Here is a 21,530-nt window from a genome sequence, read left to right on the forward strand (position 1 = left end):
GGTAGTGTTGGAAGAACCCTGTCATGTTATGGCCGGGCGGCTGTGCCACTCATAAAACAAACCCTTCGGATCCCGCTGAGCTCTGATTTCCTGGACTTTTTTCAAATGACTATCCGACAAAAACGGAGCCGTGCGTTTGTGTAACCCTTCATCGGCTAGCTGAATTCCGGTCGATAAATGCGCCATTTGCCGCATCATATTGGCAGCCCAGTCGCCGAATCTGGCCGTATCGTCGGCATTTTTCCAGGTAGCGTATAAAGCCAGATAAATGTTATCTTCGTTCGAATAAGCCATGTCCGTCGCCAGATGACCAGGGTGCCAGTTCAGCCACAAAAAATGCGACGGCTCGGGAGGGAGGGTTCGCGCAATTTCTTTGATAAAAGGCATCAGATCGTCGAGCGGAGCGTGTGTCCACATATTATCGACGCCCCAATACTGGTCTTCCGGGTAATGGGTCATAGTGGTTTTATACAGCATGTCGATGCCCGGATTGAAGGCGGGCGTGGCAATAACCGCCTTATTTTTGATTGGGCTGTTTTTCATAAAGGCCATCGCTTCTTCATACTCATCCTTCGTGTCGGCAAAAATAGGCGCAATAGCTTCAATACCCGGTCCGAGCAAATTGAGCATATTGTTGCTCATAATCATCTGAAATTCTACGGCTTTTAGAATCGTAGGGCCTACTTCATATGCCCAAGTATACACATCTTCGAGGTGCTTTATGCTAAAGTTGTGGGCAATAATGGCTCGGTATTTGGGCAATGGATACAGCTTCAAGTGGAAGCAGATCACAATACCAAAGAAGCCGGGACCAGCACCACGAGCCGCCCAGAACAGATCCGAATGTTGTTCGGTATTGGCATGAACAAGTTCGCCATCGGCCGTAATAATATCCAGACCAATCACGCTTTGGCAGGCAATCCCTAACTTCCGACCGTTCCAGCCGTAGCCCCCCTGCAACAGGTAGCCACCAATACAAACGCCTTTGCAGTGACCAGCCGGGAAAAATAAATTGTGTTTATACAGTTCGAGCATCAATACACTGCCTCCAACGCCCGGACCAGCTTTGGCCGTCATGGTGTCGGCATTGATTTCGTAGCTATTAAAATGCTTCATCAAAATCAGAATACTGTTGTCGCGCAGGTGGTTGGCGCTGAAGCTATGGCCTCCCGAACAAACGGTGATTTTTTTGCCGGTAGCTCGGGCATATGTAAGCGTGGCAATAATATCCTGCACGCTTTTAGGCTCAACTACCATCTCGGGGCGTTTGCCGGGGTCGATTTTATTGAACAAGGTGTTCATAACCAACTTGTCGAATACAGGATCGTTACGTTTCGTAATGGTACCTGCAAGCTGGAGCCCTTCGGGTTTCGTTCTGAATTCGGCGTAGAGATCGGGTAAAAAAGCGGCCAGATGAGTCATCTCCTCCGAACAATGTTTTAACAAATCGGGCGCGAAGTTTTTGGGCAGCGACCGGACTTTGCGGAGGAAATCGGAGGCTAGTTCAGCCAGCACACCGGTTTTGCGGACGTTGACATACCGACCACCTACCCAGAAACGCGAGCGCATTTCGGAGCCGCCTTCTACGGCACGAATCTGATGAACAAGGTAACCATAGTCGACTGGCAGTGTAGGATGCCCAAGCCGGGCGCAGATATAAACGACTTTTTCGGGGTGATTAATGGTTTCGGAAGAGAATCCAAATTCGGTTGGTGATTTAAACTGGATAGCCGCATCCAGCAACTCATCGCCAATATATTCTTTGATGATCGAATTGCGACCAATGTAGACTATATCGTCCCGGCCATCTTCCCAGTGGGCGCTCACATGGGCCTTAGGATGCCACAGTTTGTAGCGGCTGTTTTGGCAACCATGCCAGCCAAACCACCAGTCCCACATTGGAGGAGTTACATGAGGCATATAGGTTCGGACGGCAACATGAATACTTCCGTCGGTAGCTTTCGTATAGCCATTTTCCAGGTCGGTATGGCCCTCAGCCTCCAGATAGCTTGCTGCCGAAAATGGCGGTAAGGCACTCAGCGGAAAGGGAGAATCGCTTAAGGCAGTATGTATGTGAGTTGCCAGTGGTAGAATGGCTTCTTGAAAGTACCGGGCATGTTCGGTATGGAAATCCTGTAATTGATAGCCTATGTACTCTTTTTTCATCATTTTGAGACGTTAAAGCAATACCTCAAAACTAATGGGCTATAACGGGGACAGCACTTGAATTAATTCAAGAAATGGTTTGGATGAAAACCCGTAGCAAACCGACCAGAATGGTTAGATCTTGTGTTTGAGCTTGCTTAGCCATTCGGGCGAGATGCCCATAAATTCGGCTATGAAGCGCGATGGCACCCGCTGGATAATACTCGGAAAGGTAGTGATGAGGTACTGATAGAGTTGCTCGGAGGAGTAGGAAATAATTTTTAGTTTAAAATCATTCTCTTCCTGCAAGGCCGTCGTAACCATAGAATGGTAAAACGTAAAAAAGTTACTATCAGTCGCTGCCATTGCTTCTATATCGTTTTTGGCGATGGCCAGCACAGTCGCATTGCTGATAGCCCGTAGTTCGCACCTCGTTTGGGCTCCCGAAAAAAAGCTGTCGATACAACTCATGAACGGATGCAGGTCCGGCATATAAAAGTTGATCGTTTTCTCTATTTCCAGATTTTCATCGATATACCGGCACACGAAACCGCCCGATAGAACAAAATAAACGTTGTTGCATACATCACCAGGCCGAACAAGTCGCGTTTGGCTTTTTACCTCTAAAAACGTTGTCTGCTTCAGAATTTGCCCGATACGATCGGGTGAAACCTTGGCCTGGCTGAGTTCAGTTAGTAGATAAGGCGGAAGCATACGATAACCGATTGACTGACACAATGTAACAGGGCTTTTAACGAAAAGCAATTGTGATATTTGCCTGCTACTTTGTGGTTGCCGCCAGGTTGTTCTTAAAGAAACACTGAACAAAGGGAAGCCGATAAGCCCCCCTTTAATCTTCTACATAACGGTTAGGATGCAGACAGTTTGACCAATAGGCAATGATCGCTTCTAACTGCCTGCGCATGCTGGTAAGATTGGATTGCTTTTCAAAAAAGCCCTGAATGGTTAGCTCGTAAGCTTCTTCTACCAGATTCTGATAAACTGGATGGGTGAAAAAGATAAAAGGAATCGCCCGCTTTTTTAGCGATTGATCGGCTTCAATTTGGCGCCGAAGTTCCAGTCCATCTATGAGCCGAAGACTAATCTCAGAGATGATCATAAACGGTCGATCGGTTGTTGTTTTCAGATAATCAAAAGCTTGCTGGCCGTCGTTAAAAATAAGGATCGGATACTGAGGGGCAATTTCCTGAAGAATTGGCTTTAACATCAGTTGATCATCCTCGTCTCCATCAATTAAAATAATGGGGGTATCTGTGTTCATAAACGAATAGTTCTGTGCTTAATACAGCATTCGCTTAACGTGGAGCGCGGTTTTACGTTTTGCCGCGATGCCAGGCTAAGCGAATAATCTATGTAATAGATAACCTCCGTTTGTTGAAATTGATCAGCAGAAAGATCAGAACTTAGTCAGTGGGCGATTGGGAAACGAGAACTTAGCAATTGGCCGAATGCTGTTTTTCCAGCGCAACGAAGTCGGTAGCACCCAGTTGGGCAACCTCACCCACCACAATAATGGCTGGATTGCCGATCCCCGATTCATCAACTCTATTGCAAATAGTCTGAACAGTGCCAATAACAGTTCGTTCGTCGGCTAGTGTGCCGTTCTGAATAATGGCAACCGGCACTTCGTCTTTGCCAAGCCCAATGAAAACGCCCATAATTTCGGCCAGCTTGTGCATACCCATGAGCACTACAACCGTTGCCGACGATTGGGCCGCCAGTTGAAGATCCGACGAAAGCTGCCCGGCTTTGGTAGTACCCGTAACCACCCAAAAGCTTTCTGAAATACCACGCGTTGTTAATGGAATACCGGCAGCGGCTGGTACTGCATAGCTGCTCGAAATACCGGGCACGACGGCCGTTTCAATACCATGCTGGCGGGCAAATTCGATTTCTTCATAGCCCCGCCCGAACACAAATGAGTCGCCACCTTTTAGTCGCACTACATGCCCATACTGACGGGCATAGTGAACGATGAGTGGATTGATATCTTCCTGCATACAGGAATACGCACCCCGCCGTTTCCCGACATATACTTTCAGCGCATCAGGACGGCAGTGGTCGAGTAGTTCGGGATGGACCAGCGCATCATACATCACAACATCGGCCTGCTGCAATGCCCGAATGCCTTTTACGGTTATTAAATCCGGATCGCCGGGACCGGCACCTACGAGGGTTAATTTCATGTTCAATGATTGAATTGTTGAATGATTGAATTGTTGGATGATTCAACCGCTACGGTGGTCCGCATTCAATCATTCAACAATTCAATCATTCAATCATTAGCTATCCTGCGCCTGGGTTAGTTCCTGGAGTTCGGGTAGACCTTCCAACTCGATTTGCGTTTCGCGGAAAGCCTGGACGGCTTGCAGGAAAGCGTCGGCCTGAGCAACGAAACGACGGGCAAACGCTTCAGAAGGCTCTTCCTTGTTAATGCTGAATACCAGGGCTTTAAATTCGCCTTCGGTCTGGTGAAAATCAGTTTCGCCCAGGAATGTTTTGTCGAAATCGTTCACAATACCATGCTGTGTATTGGTTGGCACATCGCGGCTCATCAAACCCGCCTTTGCTCCTGTAATAAACACATTATACGCATGATAAAGAGCGTCGGCCCAGCGACTTTCTTCAAGAGCTTCGCGTGCCCAGCCAAGTTTTTCGCTGGCTTCGGTAAGCGTAGTCGCTACCAGATCGATCAGCACACTGGCGCATTCGCCAATCCCCACTTCCGTAACGTAGCGTTCGGTATGGTCCCAGTCGATATAATCACTGTCGACCAGAGTTTTCAGGTCGGCTAGTGGTTTTAGTAGCTGGTAGAAGTAATTTTTCCCCTGCCGGGCGTAGTAGTCGCTGTAATATTCGCCATCGAAGCCGTTGGTTTCGTAATCGCGCAATAAAACCCGAAGCGAATCAGGACCACGTTTGGTCGGAATTTTGATGACTTTGTCGGCAATCAGTCCTTCGCCTTTGCCGTTGAAACCGCCACCTAGCAGTACCTGAAGCGCGGGTAGCACATAAGCCCCGTTTTTCAGCGATGATCCATGATAACCGATATTGGCTACCGAGTGCTGACCACAACCGTTCATGCAGCCCGAAATCTTGATCTTGATGTCGTCGTTAAAGACCAGATCCGGAAATTCATCATGCATCATGCGTTCTAGTGCCCGAGTAATCCCGTAACTGCTCGAAATCGCCAGATTGCAGGTATCGGTGCCAGGACAGGTTGTAATATCGGCGGTTGTATCGAAACCAGGGTCGGCCAAACCGAGAGTGTCCAGTGCTTCAAACAAAGCGGGAAGATTTTCTGGGCGGACAAAGCGAAGCAGATACCCCTGATTGACCGTAACGCGAATGTCGTCGGCTGCATATTGCTTCACAACCTGCGCCAGAGCACGGGCCGTATCGGAACTCATATCGCCAAGCAACACCCGCAGTTGCACCGCATACCAGCCAGCCTGTTTCTGTTCAAAAACATTGGTTTTAAGCCAGATGTCGAATTTTGGGTTGTCGCTTTTTGGTATACGGTTATCCGAAGAAGCTAGTTTAGGATGCGATACCGTAAACGGCAAGTCATTGACCGTAAACGTTTTATTCTTCAGAGCCAGTGTTTCTTCTTCAACCCGGCGGAGAAGTTCTTCCAGACCAATATCGTTAAGCAGATACTTCATCCGGGCTTTATGGCGTTTCTGCCGTTCACCATAGCGGTCGAACACACGAATCACCCCTTCAATAAACGGTATAATTCGTTCTTCGTCCAGAAACTCGAAAGCCGTTTGTGCAGAGAATGGCTGAGCGCCCAGACCACCACCCAGCAGTACTTTAAACCCACGTTTACCGTCCTGAATGCGCGGAATCAGACCAACATCGTGCATATAGGCATAGGCAGAGTCTTTTTCGCTGGACGAAACGGCTATTTTAAATTTCCGGCCCATATCCTGGCAGATCGGATTGCGCAGGAAATAGTCGAAAATAGAATATGCATAAGGAGTGATGTCGAAAGGCTCCAGCGGATCGACACCAGCGCGGGCTGAACCCGTTACGTTCCGAACGGTATTTCCGCAGGCTTCTTTTAGCGTAATACCCGCATCTTCCAGATCGGCCCACAACTGGGGCGAATCGGCCAGCTTTACGAAGTGCAACTGAATGTCCTGACGAGTCGTTGCGTGCAGATTGCCTGTTGCATACTGATCCGAAAGATCGGCGATCCGGGTGAGTTGATCGGCTGTTATCCGACCGTGTGGCAGTTTAATCCGAATCATTTGTACGCCCGGTTGCCGCTGGCCATAAACTCCCCGTGTAAGCCGAAACTTACGGAAAGCTTCGTCAGCAATGCTTCCCGATTGAAACGAATTGATTTTCTGTTCCAGATCCAGAATGTCGCGTCGAGCGGCCTCGCTTACATTATCGGTTAGATGAATAGGCATAGTGAGTATTCTCTATAGAGTTAATCGTCTAATATCTTTAAACAAAACGCCGAAGCAATCCGGCGTTTTGTTTAATTTGTTATACAATGATAAATGAATTTAGCCGCTAATCGGTTCAGAATTTAGCCAACTTTTGGTTATGGTCGATAAACAGAAGTTATCAAGCCTCGCCAAGTAGCATTAGCGCACCTACGGTTACATTGGATGTTTCGTCAATAAGAATAGCTCCGCCAGTTGCCCGATTTTTCTGATATGGATCGAAACTAACCGGCTGGGCGGTCCGTAAAACGACTTTTGCCAGGTCGTTGAGTTTTAGATTGTCAACGTCCGGGGTCTCTTCGTAGGTATTCACATTGAGCTGGTAGGCAATTTCGCGAACAGAACAGCGGGTACGGAATGTGCCAACCTGAAGCAGGTATTTGTTGCCAACCTTAAACTCTTTAGTGTCCATCCAGCACAGCATAGCTTCGACGGTCTGGCTGCTGATGGGCTGGTTGTCTGAACGAACAATCAGATCGCCACGGCTAATGTCGATGTCGGTAGCCAGATGTAGCACAACCGACATGGGCGAAGCCGCTTCGTCCAGGTGCTTTTCGGCGATTTCAATGGCATCGATGGTTGAGGTTTCGCCCGAAGGGAATACCGTAATGGTGTCGCCTTTGCGGAACAGCCCACTTGTGATTTTACCGGCATAACCGCGATAGTCGTGTAGTTCAGCCGTTTGTGGGCGGATTACATATTGAACCGGGAAACGGGCCAATCCAGGCCAGGCCGGATGATGATCTTCCGTTATGCCTTCCGTGTCATCGTCAATAGCCACTGTTTCCAGATGTTCCAGCAGTGTGGCACCTTCGTACCAGGACATAGCCGATGATTTATCTACGACATTGTCGCCGTTCAGGGCGCTCATTGGGATGTAGGTCACCTGATGTACATTCAGCTTTTTGGCCAGTTCGGCATACTGAATGCAGATGTCCGAAAAGACATCCTGCGAATAGTTAACCAAATCCATCTTGTTGACCGCCACCACAATATGCGGGATACCCAGCAACGAGGCAATTAGCGAGTGTCGACGCGTTTGTTCGACCACGCCATGCCGGGCATCGACCAGCACAATGGCCAGTTGGCAGTTCGACGCACCCGTGACCATGTTTCGTGTGTATTGAATATGCCCCGGCGCATCGACAATAATAAACTTGCGTACGGGTGTCTGGAAGTAGCGATAAGCCACATCGATGGTAATACCCTGCTCGCGTTCGGAGCGGAGTCCGTCTGTCAGCAGTGCCAGATCAATTTCGCCGTCATCGCGGCTTTTGCTGGCCCGTTCGATGGCTTCAAGCTGATCGGCCAGAATAGACTTGGAATCGTAAAGAAGCCGCCCAATCAGCGTGCTTTTGCCGTCGTCAACCGATCCGGCGGTTATAAATCGTAAAAGATCCATTATTAATGAGTGAAAGAGTGAAAGAGCGAAAGAGTGATTAGCTACCAGCGCTCATTCACTCTTTCGCTCTTTCACTCATTAAAAATATCCGCCTTTCTTACGGTCTTCCATGGCGGCTTCGCTGAGCTGATCGTCCATGCGGGTTTCGCCCCGTTCGGAGATGCGGGTGGCCTGAATTTCGGCAATCACGGCGTCAAGTGTGTCGGCTCCCGACTCGGAGGCAGCGGTACAGGAAATATCACCAACCGTGCGGAAACGAACCCGGCGGGTTACGAGCTGATCATCCGGTTCTGGTTTGATCACTCCTCCGGCTGTAGCCATCAGTTTGCCATCTCGTACAAGCAGTTCGCGCTCGTGCGCAAAGTAGATGCTCGGCAATTCGATTTTTTCGCGACGGATATAGTTCCAGACATCGAGTTCGGTCCAGTTCGAAATCGGGAACACACGAACGTTTTCGCCTTTATGAATACGACCGTTATAGAGATTCCAGAGTTCAGGGCGTTGCCGTTTGGGGTCCCACGAGCCAAATTCGTCGCGTACCGAAAAGACTCGTTCCTTGGCGCGGGCTTTTTCTTCATCCCGACGAGCGCCACCAATACAGGCATCGAACTCAAACTCTTCGATGGTGTCGAGTAGTGTAAAGGTTTGCAGACCGTTCCGGGTGGCATTGCGGCCTGTAGGTTCCTTTAATTTCTTTTCACGAATGGTGTCTTCTACGTAGCGAACGATAAGTCTTTCGCCAATGCTGGCAGCCAGATTATCGCGAAAGTCAAGGGCTTCCTGAAAGTTGTGCCCCGTGTCGATATGAACGAGTGGGAATGGCAATTTACCGGGCCGAAACGCCTTTAAGGCCAGGTGTACAAGCGTAATGGAATCTTTCCCGCCCGAAAACAACAGAGCAGGACGCTCAAACTGACCAGCCACTTCCCGCATGATGTGGATGGCTTCTGATTCGAGCTGATCTAAATAATCGAGTTTCATTTGAATGATTGACTTGTTGAATTGTTGAATGATTGACTTGTTGGCTATTATCCTCAATTCGATCATGCAACAATTCAATCATTAGGCTTTAAACACTTCTTCGTGCGTATGCAATCCGCATTCTTTTTTGGAATTGTCTTCCCACCACCAGCGGCCAGCGCGGAAATCTTCGCCGGGTTGGATGGCGCGGGTGCAGGGCTGGCAACCAATGCTCACAAAACCACGGTCGTGGAGCGGATTGTAGGGCACATGATGATCTTTTACGTATTGGGTTACCTGCTCAAAGGTCCAGTCCATTAGTGGGTGGAACTTGAAAAGCTGGTGCGATTCGTCCCATTCCAGTTGGGTCATGGCCTGGCGGTTGGCCGACTGATCGGCGCGGATGCCAGTGATCCAGATCTTGTTGCCTTTCAGCGCCCGGTTTAGTGGCTCTACCTTCCGAATGCCACAGCACTCTTTCCGATTTTCGACGGAATCGTAAAAGCTATAGGGACCTTTCTCAGTCATCAGCTTTTCGACGGCGTCGGCTTTCGGAAAATAGGTTTCTATCGTTGTAGCATAGCGATCGTTCGTTTTTTTCCAGACCGAATACGTTTCTGAAAACATCCGTCCTGTATCGAGCGTGAAGATCTTTATGGGGATGTCGTTGGCCAGAATCATGTCTGTAATGACCTGATCTTCATAGCCCAGGCTGGTCGAAAAAATTACTTCGCCCGGAAACAGTTCAGCCAGAGTGCGCAGGGCATCTATATTGCTCAAACCGTTCAGTCGCTCGCTCAGACTGTCGAGTGTATAGGAGGTAGGTTCCGCTGTCATAAATTCTACTTTAACTCAACTTTTTTTCCGGTTTTGGCCGATTGACGGGCCGCGTCCAGAATTTCAACTACAATCATGTTATTTTTTAAAGACGTCAGTTCGTCGGGTTTAGTTTCGCCGTGGATGAGCCTGGCCAGATAAGCAAACGGATCAGCCGCCGGCGCGTCGGATTGAGGTGCTTCGGTGGCCTGCTCGCTCTTCTCACCTTTGAGCCGAACGCGCATTCGGGAACCATCGATTGTAATGGCATAGCCCGTTTGCCCATACACCTCCATGTCTTTCCGGCCAAAGGGCCAGTTCCACGAGCCCTGAATAATGGTTTGCGTTTTAGGATAGGTCAGAATAATAGTCGCTTCGTCGTCGACTTTCGGATAGATGTTGGGTTTGATCTGCTGCGTTACGGCCAGTACCGACGTTGGGCGCTGATTATGCATGAGCCAGGTCGAGAGGTTGGCACCATAGCAGCCAAAGTCGAACAAGGCTCCGGCTCCATTCGTAACCGGATCGGTCAGCCATTCCAGAAACTCGTTACTGACGCCAATTTCCTTTGGTCCTTCGTGACCATCATGAACAACAATTTTCCGAATGTCGCCAATCGATTTATCCGTATTGGCAATGGCATAGGCTTTATGATTGCTGCCATACCAGGTCGTTTCGTAATTGGTAAGGAGTTGGATGTTATGCTTTTTCGCCAGTGCTTCCATCTGCTTTGCATCGGCAAAGCTGGTTGCCAGCGGTTTTTCAACCATCACATGAATACCGCGTGGTGCACAGGCTTCGACCGTTTTTTTATGATCGACAATGCGGCCAAAATCCGTAACAGCTTCGGGTTTTGTTTTGTCGAGCATTTCGGCCACTGTCGGGTACACCAGATCCAGACTGAAGCCAAACCGTTTGGCCAGCTTTTCGGCCAGTTCACGGTTGGGTTCGGCGATGCCTACGATTTCTATATCGGTCTGTCCTTTTTGCTTAAATGCCTTATTCATGATGCCATTCACATGGTCATGAACAAGGCTAACAATGCCAACCCGAAGCGGTTTTTTAGGGCTTTGGGCATTCACCAGGTGAGTGAGAAGCAGTATAGATACAAGTGTTTGCCAGTTGGGCACCATTGTTTTTATAGATTAGGATTGACCCAGATCACGTCAACAAATTCACCATGTAGGTGGTCGAAATCTTTATCCGTTTAATGAGTGAAGCTCCGGCTAATGAAGTAGAAGCAGCTATCCAAAGGTCATTTTTGCCCATATTTCGGGCCGAAACGCCCAGCGGACGGTCAGTTAATTTGTTCTGGCTAAATGCATCAATATCGGCGTAACGCTGGATAAGCTCGTCATCATTAATATCAGCTCGCTGGTATTCGGCTAAGAGATTTAGTAAATTATTCCGCCGGGAAACGCCCCAGTTACTTTGCCGGGCTATAGACCAGATTTCACCTTCTGAGACGACCGAGACATAAATTTCATTATCGTCGGTTAATCTAAGAATCTTGGCTACTGCTTGTGCAACAACATTTCGACGAATAAACCCCAGTATGATATTAGTATCCAGGAAGTACCTCATTTGCCAATCATAGCAACAAGTTCTTCCCACGACTCCTGTATATCCATTTGCTTCGCAATTTCCTCAATACGTTTACTGTCGAATCCCTCACGAATCGGCCCATTCGTTTTGGGAGGCACTCCCGTCAATATGCCGTTAAGCCGCATTTTAAAATACGTGGGAGCCAACTCGGCTAATGAGGCTGCCTGTTCCAGGGTTAGGGTCCCTTTTTCATAGAGTGCCTGTGCAATCTCCCAGCGAGCCTGCGCAGGATCGAGCGAATCTGGTATGTCTATCGTCAGCGTTTTCAAGGTAAGTGTGAGTTTGTTGTAATAAAACTTTTCCTTGTAAATCAGTTCATTGCGCCAACACTAAACCGATTAATTCGTTGCCTGTAATACCTCCGCCGACTTTTCTACAGCCTGGGTAAAATCTTCGATCAGATCGTCGATGGCTTCCAGACCTACCGAAATCCGAATCAGGCCCGGCGTAATACCCAGAGCTGCTTTCTCTTCTGGCTTAAGCTTGGCATGAGTCGTTGTATTCGGGTTTGTGACAATCGTTCGCGAGTCGCCCAGGTTTGACGAAAGACTTGGAATCGTCAGCGCATCGAAAAAGGCTTTAACCCGTTCAAAACCGCCTTCCAGCTCAATAGTAATAATGGCTCCTCCGGCTTTCATCTGACGCTTTGCCAGATCATATTGCGGATGGGAGGGAAGAAACGGATATAACACGCGTTCAATGTCGGTGTGCGCGTCCAGAGCTTCGGCCAGTTGCAGGGCATTGCGGCAGTGGCGTTCCATGCGCAGATCCAGCGTTTCCAGACTTTTCGACAGCACCCAGGCATTGAAAGGCGACAGCGAGGGCCCAGTATGTCGCGCAAAGAACCGAATTGGCTGAATCAGTTCTTTCGAACCAACCACAATACCGCCTAGTACCCGTCCCTGACCATCCATAAACTTCGTAGCCGAGTGAACCGACAGGTCGGCGCCGAAATCGATAGGCGTTTGCAGTATCGGGGTGGCGAAGCAGTTGTCGACGTTCAGAATGAAACCGTGTTTTTTCTTGAGCCGAACGAGCATCTCCAGATCGACCAGTTCGAGGCCAGGGTTCGACGGGGTTTCCAGATAGACCATTCGGGTGTTGGGCTGCATAGCGGCTTCCCACTCGGCTTCGGTAGCAGTAGCATCGACATACGTATGCGTAATGCCCCATTTGCTAAGAATCTGGGTGATAATCTGGTGAGCAGAACCAAACAGTGCCCGGCTGGCAACCAGATGGTCGCCCGATTTCAGCAGAGCCGCCATACTGGCAAACACCGCTGCCATACCTGTTCCCGTAGCGATACCATCTTCGGCATTTTCCAGCATACAGACTTTTTCGACAAATTCTGTAACATTGGGATTCGAGAAACGCGAATAGATATTACCTTCTTCGGTTTCATCGAATAAAGCTTTTCCCTGTTCGGCACTTTCGAAGGTAAAGCTCGATGTCAGATACAAGGGCACAGAATGCTCACGATTCTGCGATTTTTTTGCCTGCGTACGGATCGCTTTGGTTTGTTTTTTCATAGACTTATTTTGACAGGGTTAACAGGATGTACAGGATTAACGTGCTGGAGGCAGTTCTATAAACCCGGCTTATCCTGTCAGAAAAACTTGATAATCTTTCGCAAACTTACGAGTATTACTACAATTCCGACCAGTACCATCATGCTTTTGACGGGAAGCTTTCGCGACAGATGGGCTGCAATTGGTGCCGCAATCATGCCGCCCAGAATCAGTCCCAGAATAACCAGGCCATAGTTGTCCAGACCGGCATAAAGCGCGAAAACGACGGAAGACGCAAATGAAACGAAGAACTCGGCCAGATTGACCGAACCGATTGTGTAACGAGGATGCCGACCAGCGGCAATGAGCGTTGAGTTGACAATGGGGCCCCAGCCGCCACCGCCAATGGCATCGACAAAACCACCGAACCAGGCCAGGAGGCCAATTCGTTTTACGGGCTTTTTCTTAGCCCGTTTCACCAGCGCTTTTTTGATGATTAAAATGCCCAGAATGGCCGTATAAACGGAAATGGCAGGCGTTAAATAGTTGTTGACAGCTTCCAGATCAGAAAGGGAGGTGATTAGAAAAGCGCCCAATGCCGCACCAATGACGCCCGGAATCAGAACGGCTTTGAACAGACGACTGTTTACATTGCCAAATTTGAGGTGCATATAGCCCGACACACCCGAGGTGAAAATCTCGGAGCTGTGGACACTAGCTGTGGCAAAAACCGGACTGATGCCTACACTGGTCAAAAACGTAGTGGCCGTAACACCATAGGCCATACCCAGTGCCCCGTCGATCATCTGGGCCACAAAACCAGCCATAATGAAATAAAAAACGTCGGGAGTAATTTTAATGGTTTGGGTCAGCTCGGTCAGTCGATCCAGGGTTAAATAACTGAACAGCAGATGCCCAACAATCATCAGGGCCAGTGCGGCAAAGACATAAATCGCAATTTCGGTACGGTTTCGACGCCTTAACAGGGGGTTAGAAACCATTTCGGACGTTACAATCTGCGCATCAGGAAACAGTTCCCGTAGCATACTGGCCTGTTCGGTTGTTCGGTTTGTATCACCTTGTAGGCTTATTTTCAGACCATTAAGATCAAAAGGTAGTGCCGATACCGTTGCCCTTTCTCCTGTTGATGCCAGTTCTGACTCGCCATGAATACTCATAGTGACTATATTCTATCGAATAAATAGATTTATGTTCTTGCGAAAAGCGGCACAATGAAGTGCCGCTTTGTCTGATGACGTTTGAACGTACAAATGTACAGAAAATAGTTTTAGAGTTGCAAGCGAAGCGGTAATAGATTAATCCGGAAGTAGTTGGGCGCTTATTGACGAACCACCTGCCATACCTCCAGCGGCCGGTCGGTCGACATAATATCGGCCCCGTTTTCGGCAAACTTTCTATAAACCTGATCGCCTTTGGCAGCGGCTTGTTTATCGAGGTTGCCGAGCGTTCCCAGAATGCAGGCAATGCCTTTCTGGTGCAGAAACTGGTATAACTCCGTATCGGGTTCTTTAACACCCACAAAGGCAACCATTCGGTTGTCGGGGATGCCCAGTTCGTGCAAACGGTCATATTCGGCCCGGTTGCGAATCGTCACCGAAATCATAAGCTTCGGATCGAGTTTATTGAGTTTTGCGGCATCCTGTGCATTGTAGGTGATAATGGCGGCATAATCTTCCATACCCGTTTTGCGCACCATATCGACCACCTTCCCGAACGAAACGTTCCGTTTTACGTCGAGCGTAAAGGTTACTTTTCCTTTTCCCCAGGTTAGCACCTGCTCCAGTGTCGGAATTTTATAGGGAGTCACATTCCCCATATTATCTTCCAGACGATACTGTGCAAGCTCGTTGTAGGTTTTGTCGATCAGTTTGCCAGTACCGGTCGTTGTCCGGTCGAGCGTGGCATCGTGCATCATCACCATCACGCTGTCTTTGGTAAGGTCGATGTCGCATTCGATAATAACAGGCATTGTCTTAGCCAGATAGGCGAAAGATTCGATGCAGTTTTCGGGATAGCCTTTCAGGTCGCCACCACCGCGGTGAGCCGATATTTTGGCCATCGGTTGCCCAGTGGTTTTGCTGGCTTTGTAACGAAAAAAGTCAGGCCCATGGCCAGCCGGAATTTTTGTGTATGTTTTTGGAGAACAGGTTGCCAGACTAACGCCTAGTCCAATGAGTAAAACATATCGTTTGATCATAACTGATGGAAAAATTGCCGAAACCAAGCCAGTATGCCAGCTTTTCGGATGAGTTCGTATGGCGTTATTTTTGTTTGTTCGATGATCATTGAACTTTCATTGGGAACCGTTCGGTTATTTAAACGAAGCCCGGAACAGGTCAATGAGTCTTTTCCTGACGCTGTGAAATTAGAAGGTCAGCCTCAGAATTCATAACCAGAAAAAGGAACGCTGGCCGTTGCCTGAAGTAAGCTGTTGATAGTCTGGGCATGTGTTAAAAAATACCAACGTACAATGATTCCCTTTTCCGTTTTAGATCTTTCGCCGATTGTCGACGGCAATACCGCATCGCAGGCTTTGCATAATACGCTCGATCTGGCACAACACGCCGAACAGCTAGGGTTCAACCGCTATTGGCTGGCCGAACACCACAACATGCCGGGGATTGCCAGTGCGGCTACGTCGGTTGTGATCGGGTATGTGGCCGGTGGTACGAAAACGATTCGGGTAGGAGCAGGCGGTATTATGTTGCCTAATCATTCGCCACTGGTCATTGCCGAGCAGTTTGGTACGCTGGAATCGCTCTATCCAGGGCGTATCGATCTGGGACTTGGTCGCGCTCCGGGGTCCGATCAGGTTACCGCTCGTGCCCTGCGCCGGGATGCTACCGATGCCGATACGTTTCCGCAGGATGTGGTTGAATTGCTGAATTATTTTCAGCCCGCCGACGATACCAATCAATTTGTACAGGCGGTGCCGGGCACTGGCCTGAACATTCCGGTCTGGATTCTGGGATCAAGTCTGTTTGGAGCCCAATTGGCGGCAGTATTAGGTTTGCCCTATGCTTTTGCGTCGCATTTTGCCCCAGCCCAACTAATGCGGGCTCTCGACATCTATCGAAGCCGATTTAAGCCATCTCCTTATCTTGAAGAGCCGTATGCAATGGTTGCCGTAAATGTAGTAGCGGCCGATACCGATCGGGAAGCTGAACGATTGTTTACATCCGTGCAACAGCAGTTTCTGCACATCCGGCGCGGAAAGGCCCGGCAAATGCAGCCCCCTGTCGATGACCTTACGGCTCATTGGCCCGACTATGAACTAGTTGGAATTGAGCCGGTACTGAGTTGTTCGGCGGTTGGATCGCCCGATACTGTACGGCGTAATCTGGCAAAGCTAATCGACCAGACGAAAGCTGATGAACTGATTATGACGGTTCCCATTTATGACCACAAAGCCCGAAAACATTCGCTGTCGATAGCGGCTCAAGTCCGTGAAACGATGGCTGCGCAGAAGCCATTGGTTAATTGGTCATAGTTGAGTTCCCAATGACCAATTAACCAATGACCAATCACTAAATAACCACGTTTACGATCCGTTTCGGAACAACAACTACTTTCTTGGGCGATTTGCCATCCAGCCATTTCTGGACAATCTCATCGGCCAGCACTTCCTTTTCAATTTCGGAAGGAGCTCGGTCAATGGCAAAGCTGATCGTTGTGCGGACTTTACCGTTGATCTGAATCGGGTACTCGAATGCATCTTCTACCAGATAATTTGGATTGAAAACCGGAAACGATGCTTTCGAGATCGTGCCGGGTTCGTTGCCCAGTGCGGCCCAGAGTTCCTCGGTGATATGCGGAGCATAAGGCGACAGAATCAGCACCAGATCCTGCAAAATGGCGCGTTTATGACAATTTAACGCTGTTAACTCGTTCACGCAGACCATAAACGCGCTAACCGATGTATTGAACGAATAGGCCTCAATATCGCTCTCGGCTTTCTGGATAGTTCGGTGCAGAACCTTCAGTTCGGCCGGGGTTGGCTGTTCGTTGGTTACGATCCACTCGCTTTCGCCAGCCGCATTGTCTTTGTAGAACAACCGCCAGAACTTACGGATAAACCGATGCACACCGTCGATACCGTTGGTGTTCCAGGGTTTTGCCTGTTCGAGCGGCCCCAGAAACATTTCGTACAGCCGCAATACGTCGGCCCCGTATTTATCGACAATGTCGTCGGGATTAACGACGTTGAATTTCGACTTCGACATCTTTTCGACCTCCGCTCCAACGACATACCGACCGTCTGGCTCCAGGATAAACTCAGCGTTTTCTGCCAGATCAGGACGTTGCTTTTTGAAGGCTTCGATGTCTAACACGTCATTTTCAACAATGTTGACGTCTACGTGAATTGGAGTTACTTCCTGATCGCCTACCAGATTGAGAGAGATGAAAACTGGCGCTTTCTCCGCCGTGCCAGTACCTTTCAGCCGATACAGAAAATTCGACCGTCCCTGAATCATTCCCTGGTTGATCAGTTTTTTGAACGGCTCTTCCTGCGGCACATAGCCCCGGTCTTTCAGGAATTTGTTCCAGAACCGGCTATACAACAGGTGCCCGGTAGCGTGCTCGGTTCCGCCGATGTACAAATCCACATTCTGCCAGTAGTCGATGGCTTGTTTCGACGCAAACGCCTGGTCGTTGTGTGGGTCCATATAGCGGTACCAGTACCACGACGAACCTGCCCAGCCGGGCATGGTACTCAGTTCATACTCGTATGGCCCCTGTAGATCATCTCCCCCTTTGGGGGCAGGGGGGCTGTATTTCCAGCCTTCGGCGCGGGCCAGTGGAGGCTCACCGGTTTCGGTTGGCAGGTATTTATCGACGGAGGGCAACTCCAGCGGCAAATCGCTTTCGTCGATCAGATAGGGTAACTGGTTCAAAGAAGGAACGCCAGAAACTCCCCCTTTGGGGGCAGGGGGGCTTGGTTTGAAATAGACCGGTACGGGCTCGCCCCAGTAACGCTGACGGCTAAACACCGCGTCGCGCATTCGGAAATTGACTTTACCACGTCCAAGACCCCGTTCTTCCAGCCACGCAATCAGCGTTGCGGTAGCTTCTTTGTAGGTAAGCCCGTTGATAATGCCTGAGTTGATGTAATGGCCTTCTTTGGTATTATCGGCTTGTTTGTCGATGTCTTTTTGCGCATCCAGAATCGGAATAATTGGCAGGCCAAAGTGCGTGGCAAAAGTCCAGTCGCGCTGGTCGCCCGATGGAACGGCCATCACCGCGCCAGTACCATAGCCCGCCAGCACATAGTCGGCCAGATAAATCGGTACCTCATCGCCACTCACCGGATTGATGCAATAGCTACCCGTAAACACACCCGACACCGTTTTGGTATCGGCCATACGGTCGCGTTCGGAGCGCATTTTAGCTGCGTTCACATAAGCCTCAACCGCTTCACGTTGTTCAGGCGTGGTCAGCTCGCTTACCAGTTCATGTTCGGGAGCGAGCACCATGAACGTAACACCATAGATGGTGTCGATGCGGGTAGTGAACACTTCGATAGCCCCCCCCGTCCCCAAAGGGGGAGTCATGTTTGCCGCTACAACAGCTAATGCGTCAGCAACTTTTGCGCCAGAGGCTCCCCCTTTGGGGGCGGGGGGGGCTAATGGGAACTTCACTGAAGCGCCAACCGATTTTCCGATCCAGTTGCGTTGTTGCTCTTTCAGCGATTCGGTCCAGTCGATAGTGTCGAGGCCGGTTAGCAAGCGGTCGGCATAGGCAGTGATGCGCATCATCCACTGCCGCATCAATTTTTGCTCAACCGGATAGCCCCCGCGTTCCGAAACACCATCTTTTACTTCGTCGTTGGCCAGAACCGTTCCCAGAGCGGGGCACCAGTTCACGACCGCATCGGCCAGAAACGTCAGCCGGTATTTTAAGGTCATGGCATACTGCTCCTGCTCACTCATGGCGTTCCATTCGTCGGCCGTAAAAGCGGGTGCATCGTCGTCGCAGGCGGCCAGAACGCCCGTAGTGCCGTTGGCCGCAAACTTAGCCGTCAGCGTTTCGATGGGTTCGGCTCTGTCGGTTTCTTTATTGTACCAACTGCGGAATAGCTCCATGAAAATCCACTGCGTCCACTTATAAAATGATGGATCGGAGGTGCGCACTTCACGGGTCCAGTCGTAGCTGAAACCAATGTTTTTGAGCTGGTGGATATAGCGAACCAGGTTCTGCTCCGTAAAGGCCGCCGGATGCTGACCCGTCTGAATTGCATACTGTTCGGCTGGCAGGCCAAACGAGTCGAATCCCATTGGGTGCAGCACGTTGTAGCCTTTCAGACGCTTGTAGCGCGATACGATGTCGGAAGCAATATAACCCAGCGGATGCCCCACGTGCAGGCCCGCACCCGACGGATACGGAAACATGTCGAGCACATAATACTTTGGCTTATTTGTGTGGGTTTCTGGTTGGTAGGTATGGTGATCGTCCCAGAACCGTTGCCATTTTTGTTCGGTCTGGCGGTGATTGTACTCCATGTGAACAGATAAAATTGCTGGAAAAGAATGCGCAAAGATACCGCTTTTACCCGTTTTATTCGCTGATTAACCGAATGACGCTTTCTGGAATAGACGAAATGATTGTCTATGGATACTCACTTTTTAAAAAGAAGTATGCCTGTAGGTTTTCGCTAGTGCTGCTGACCGCTGCTGGTCGCTATTGTACTGACAAAACCTTCCTGTTACTTTGTGCAACATTTAGCTGCAACTGGTTCTGTTTTAGATGCCTAAGAATACAATCTGGATTAGTACACTTTTGACGCTGGTGGCTGGTTTGGGCAGCCTTATTGTTGGCGATTTTAGTTTGCCGCTTTCCGACGGTAATGATACTGATCAGTATGAATATGTAGGTTATTTTTTCTGGAAGAATATCAGCCTCTGGCCTTATCCGCACCTCAATCTGATCAATACCCAGACCTTTTATCCATACGGTACGAATCAGGTTTTTCTGGACTGGGGTTTTGAGCGGGACTATTGGTATGCGCTCTGCTACCAGTGGTTTCATGGTGCCGGTCCGTATCTGCAATACTACTACGTATACAGCCTTATCGTAGCTGCTATAGGATCGTTTATTCTGATAGCTCCCCGCTTTGGGGCTATTAAAGCATTTGGGCTTGGGCTTGTGGTATCGGTATTCAACGTATATGCCATCTGGAAATTTCCGGTTCACATGAACGTTTGCGTCGATCACTGGACGGTGCTGTGCATGGTGGCAACCTTTCGGATACTGCTTGATGTGGCGGAGCACAGGAATGTCTCGCTGGTATTCATACTGCTTTGGGGTTGGTTGCATGTGCAGGTGTTAAGTCAGGAACTGGCTTACGTAGCTGGCTTTGCGCTGACACTCACAACGCTTACCGTACCGGTGCTGCTTGTGGTATTGATTCGCCGATTTCCGAAGGCTCAGACCTGGCCGACACTGATCCGCTCGTATCTGATTGAGCAGTTTGCCCAAAAACCTCACTGGATAGCTGTCAATTTTTTCCTGATTCTAATCAGTTGCTGGCTCTATTTGCCCTTAACGTTTCAGATTGCTTTTACGGCCTGGGAGTTTGATTTTGGTATTGTGCCCGAATTGCGGGCGTGGTCGCACCCGTTGCGCCTGCTGATTCCGCACCTGCCCGGTCTGCACACGTTCGCGTTCGATTACAAGCCCTATCTGCACGATACGTTTGAAAGCTACGGCCAGGGCAGTCCGGGATTATATCTGGTCGTGCTGGCGGCTATTGGCTGGTGGCAGATTCGTCGGCGGGTAGCCGTTTGGCTACCGTTGGTGTTAATGCTGATCCTGTGTCTGCTCTACCATCCGGTAGTACTGCCGACGCTGAAACTGTTTCCGTGGTTTAGTTTTAACCGGCACGGTGGGCGGGCCAGTCTGGTATATCCGGTTTTGCTGGGACTATTGGCCTTATGGGTTTCGTGGCCGCGTCAATTATCGGTTCAGCTCCTGATGGGGTCACTATTCATACTGATGGGATTGGAGTGGTATACGGGCTATCGGCAGCGGCTTCGGATGCCAGTAAATCTGGCCTCTGAAAATTTACTGCTGTATTGTTCGAAAATTAAAAAGCAACCCGGAGAAGCGGTGTTCGATTGGCCTTTCTGTGTAGTTGGAGCCAATGGTGTTGGTGATCTGGAAGGGCTTTGCCCGTATTACGATCAGCAAAATGCTAATTTTACATTCCGGCGCTTTTACGATAAAAGCGTCGTCGGGCAGTATTTTGGTCGATTGCATCCCGACCAGATCCAACCGTTTCTGCGCCATGGCTGGCCCCGGTTGTTGACACCCAAACGCTCATTTACTGAACAGGAATGGCAGTTTCTGACCCGTTTTTTTCAACAACATAATTTTGCCGGTATAAATCTCTACCTCGATTTGTTAACTCCTGACCAGATTGGCGGCTTCTATGCTCATTTTGGCCAGCCCGTTGCCGAAACACGGTTCCCGGCGGCTGGTCGGGTTGTTTTTATCCCCCTTACGAAAAGTTTCAAAAAATTAAAACCAAATTGACACGTTAAGCATTGGGAATGCGTACAGACAAATACAGAACGCACTCCCAATGCCGCATGA

The 21,530-nt window shown here is 49.5% G+C and carries 17 protein-coding genes; 2 read left to right on the forward strand and 15 right to left on the reverse strand.

Annotated elements, in window-relative coordinates; all coding sequences use genetic code 11:
* Nucleotides 1-21: 21 nt before the first annotated feature.
* The 14 genes from WBJ53_RS14590 to WBJ53_RS14655 form a co-directional block, all read right to left on the reverse strand.
* The gene (locus WBJ53_RS14590) at nucleotides 22-2,169 is read right to left on the reverse strand and encodes an FAD-binding protein (RefSeq protein ID WP_338876879.1); all 2,148 of its coding nucleotides are present in this window, start codon (nucleotides 2,167-2,169) and stop codon (nucleotides 22-24) included.
* Between the two features lie 111 nt (nucleotides 2,170-2,280).
* On the reverse strand, nucleotides 2,281-2,859 hold the full coding sequence (locus WBJ53_RS14595) for a hypothetical protein (RefSeq protein ID WP_338876880.1): 579 nt from the start codon (nucleotides 2,857-2,859) through the stop codon (nucleotides 2,281-2,283).
* 136 nt (nucleotides 2,860-2,995) lie between these two features.
* Complete coding sequence (locus WBJ53_RS14600; RefSeq protein ID WP_338876881.1) at nucleotides 2,996-3,427, reverse strand: response regulator; 432 nt, start codon at nucleotides 3,425-3,427, stop codon at nucleotides 2,996-2,998.
* 172 nt (nucleotides 3,428-3,599) lie between these two features.
* A complete protein-coding gene (cobA, locus tag WBJ53_RS14605) occupies nucleotides 3,600-4,352 on the reverse strand; it encodes a uroporphyrinogen-III C-methyltransferase (protein WP_338876882.1) in 753 nt (250 codons plus the stop codon).
* Nucleotides 4,353-4,448: 96 nt separating this feature from the next.
* Nucleotides 4,449-6,587, reverse strand: coding sequence for a nitrite/sulfite reductase (locus WBJ53_RS14610; protein WP_338876883.1), 2,139 nt, complete (start codon nucleotides 6,585-6,587; stop codon nucleotides 4,449-4,451).
* A gap of 160 nt (nucleotides 6,588-6,747) precedes the next feature.
* Nucleotides 6,748-8,028, reverse strand: a complete 1,281-nt coding sequence (locus WBJ53_RS14615) for a GTP-binding protein (RefSeq protein WP_338876884.1) — start codon at nucleotides 8,026-8,028, stop codon at nucleotides 6,748-6,750.
* Between the two features lie 78 nt (nucleotides 8,029-8,106).
* Nucleotides 8,107-9,009 carry a sulfate adenylyltransferase subunit CysD gene (cysD, locus tag WBJ53_RS14620; protein WP_338876885.1) on the reverse strand — a complete coding sequence of 301 codons (903 nt, stop codon included), beginning with the start codon at nucleotides 9,007-9,009 and terminating at the stop codon, nucleotides 8,107-8,109.
* Between the two features lie 81 nt (nucleotides 9,010-9,090).
* Nucleotides 9,091-9,825, reverse strand: a complete 735-nt coding sequence (locus tag WBJ53_RS14625; protein ID WP_338876886.1) for a phosphoadenylyl-sulfate reductase — start codon at nucleotides 9,823-9,825, stop codon at nucleotides 9,091-9,093.
* A 5-nt stretch (nucleotides 9,826-9,830) separates the two neighbouring features.
* The gene (locus tag WBJ53_RS14630; RefSeq protein WP_338876887.1) at nucleotides 9,831-10,937 is read right to left on the reverse strand and encodes a Gfo/Idh/MocA family oxidoreductase; all 1,107 of its coding nucleotides are present in this window, start codon (nucleotides 10,935-10,937) and stop codon (nucleotides 9,831-9,833) included.
* Nucleotides 10,938-10,965: 28 nt separating this feature from the next.
* Nucleotides 10,966-11,388, reverse strand: a complete 423-nt coding sequence (locus WBJ53_RS14635) for a type II toxin-antitoxin system VapC family toxin (RefSeq protein WP_338876888.1) — start codon at nucleotides 11,386-11,388, stop codon at nucleotides 10,966-10,968.
* Nucleotides 11,385-11,678, reverse strand: a complete 294-nt coding sequence (locus WBJ53_RS14640) for a hypothetical protein (RefSeq protein WP_338876889.1) — start codon at nucleotides 11,676-11,678, stop codon at nucleotides 11,385-11,387. The genes WBJ53_RS14635 and WBJ53_RS14640 overlap by 4 nt, the downstream gene beginning before the upstream one ends.
* Nucleotides 11,679-11,747: 69 nt before the next feature.
* On the reverse strand, nucleotides 11,748-12,938 hold the full coding sequence (locus tag WBJ53_RS14645) for an aminotransferase class I/II-fold pyridoxal phosphate-dependent enzyme (protein WP_338876890.1): 1,191 nt from the start codon (nucleotides 12,936-12,938) through the stop codon (nucleotides 11,748-11,750).
* Between the two features lie 77 nt (nucleotides 12,939-13,015).
* The gene (locus tag WBJ53_RS14650; protein WP_338876891.1) at nucleotides 13,016-14,095 is read right to left on the reverse strand and encodes a sulfite exporter TauE/SafE family protein; all 1,080 of its coding nucleotides are present in this window, start codon (nucleotides 14,093-14,095) and stop codon (nucleotides 13,016-13,018) included.
* Nucleotides 14,096-14,256: 161 nt separating this feature from the next.
* Nucleotides 14,257-15,135: a glycerophosphodiester phosphodiesterase family protein gene (locus tag WBJ53_RS14655; RefSeq protein ID WP_338876892.1), complete on the reverse strand. Its 879-nt coding sequence runs from the start codon at nucleotides 15,133-15,135 to the stop codon at nucleotides 14,257-14,259.
* A gap of 273 nt (nucleotides 15,136-15,408) precedes the next feature.
* On the opposite strand from WBJ53_RS14655, the gene WBJ53_RS14660 reads away from it, so the two are divergent.
* Nucleotides 15,409-16,428: an LLM class flavin-dependent oxidoreductase gene (locus WBJ53_RS14660; protein WP_338876893.1), complete on the forward strand. Its 1,020-nt coding sequence runs from the start codon at nucleotides 15,409-15,411 to the stop codon at nucleotides 16,426-16,428.
* 37 nt (nucleotides 16,429-16,465) lie between these two features.
* Here the strand turns inward: WBJ53_RS14660 and leuS are convergent, their stop codons facing one another.
* Nucleotides 16,466-19,438 carry a leucine--tRNA ligase gene (gene leuS / locus WBJ53_RS14665; protein ID WP_338876894.1) on the reverse strand — a complete coding sequence of 991 codons (2,973 nt, stop codon included), beginning with the start codon at nucleotides 19,436-19,438 and terminating at the stop codon, nucleotides 16,466-16,468.
* Between the two features lie 244 nt (nucleotides 19,439-19,682).
* Between leuS and WBJ53_RS14670 the strand changes: the two genes are divergently transcribed.
* The gene (locus tag WBJ53_RS14670; protein ID WP_338876895.1) at nucleotides 19,683-21,470 is read left to right on the forward strand and encodes a hypothetical protein; all 1,788 of its coding nucleotides are present in this window, start codon (nucleotides 19,683-19,685) and stop codon (nucleotides 21,468-21,470) included.
* The last annotated feature ends 60 nt before the right edge of the window (nucleotides 21,471-21,530 follow it).

The sequence above is a fragment of the Spirosoma sp. SC4-14 genome, from assembly GCF_037201965.1.
Lineage (GTDB): Bacteria > Bacteroidota > Bacteroidia > Cytophagales > Spirosomataceae > Spirosoma.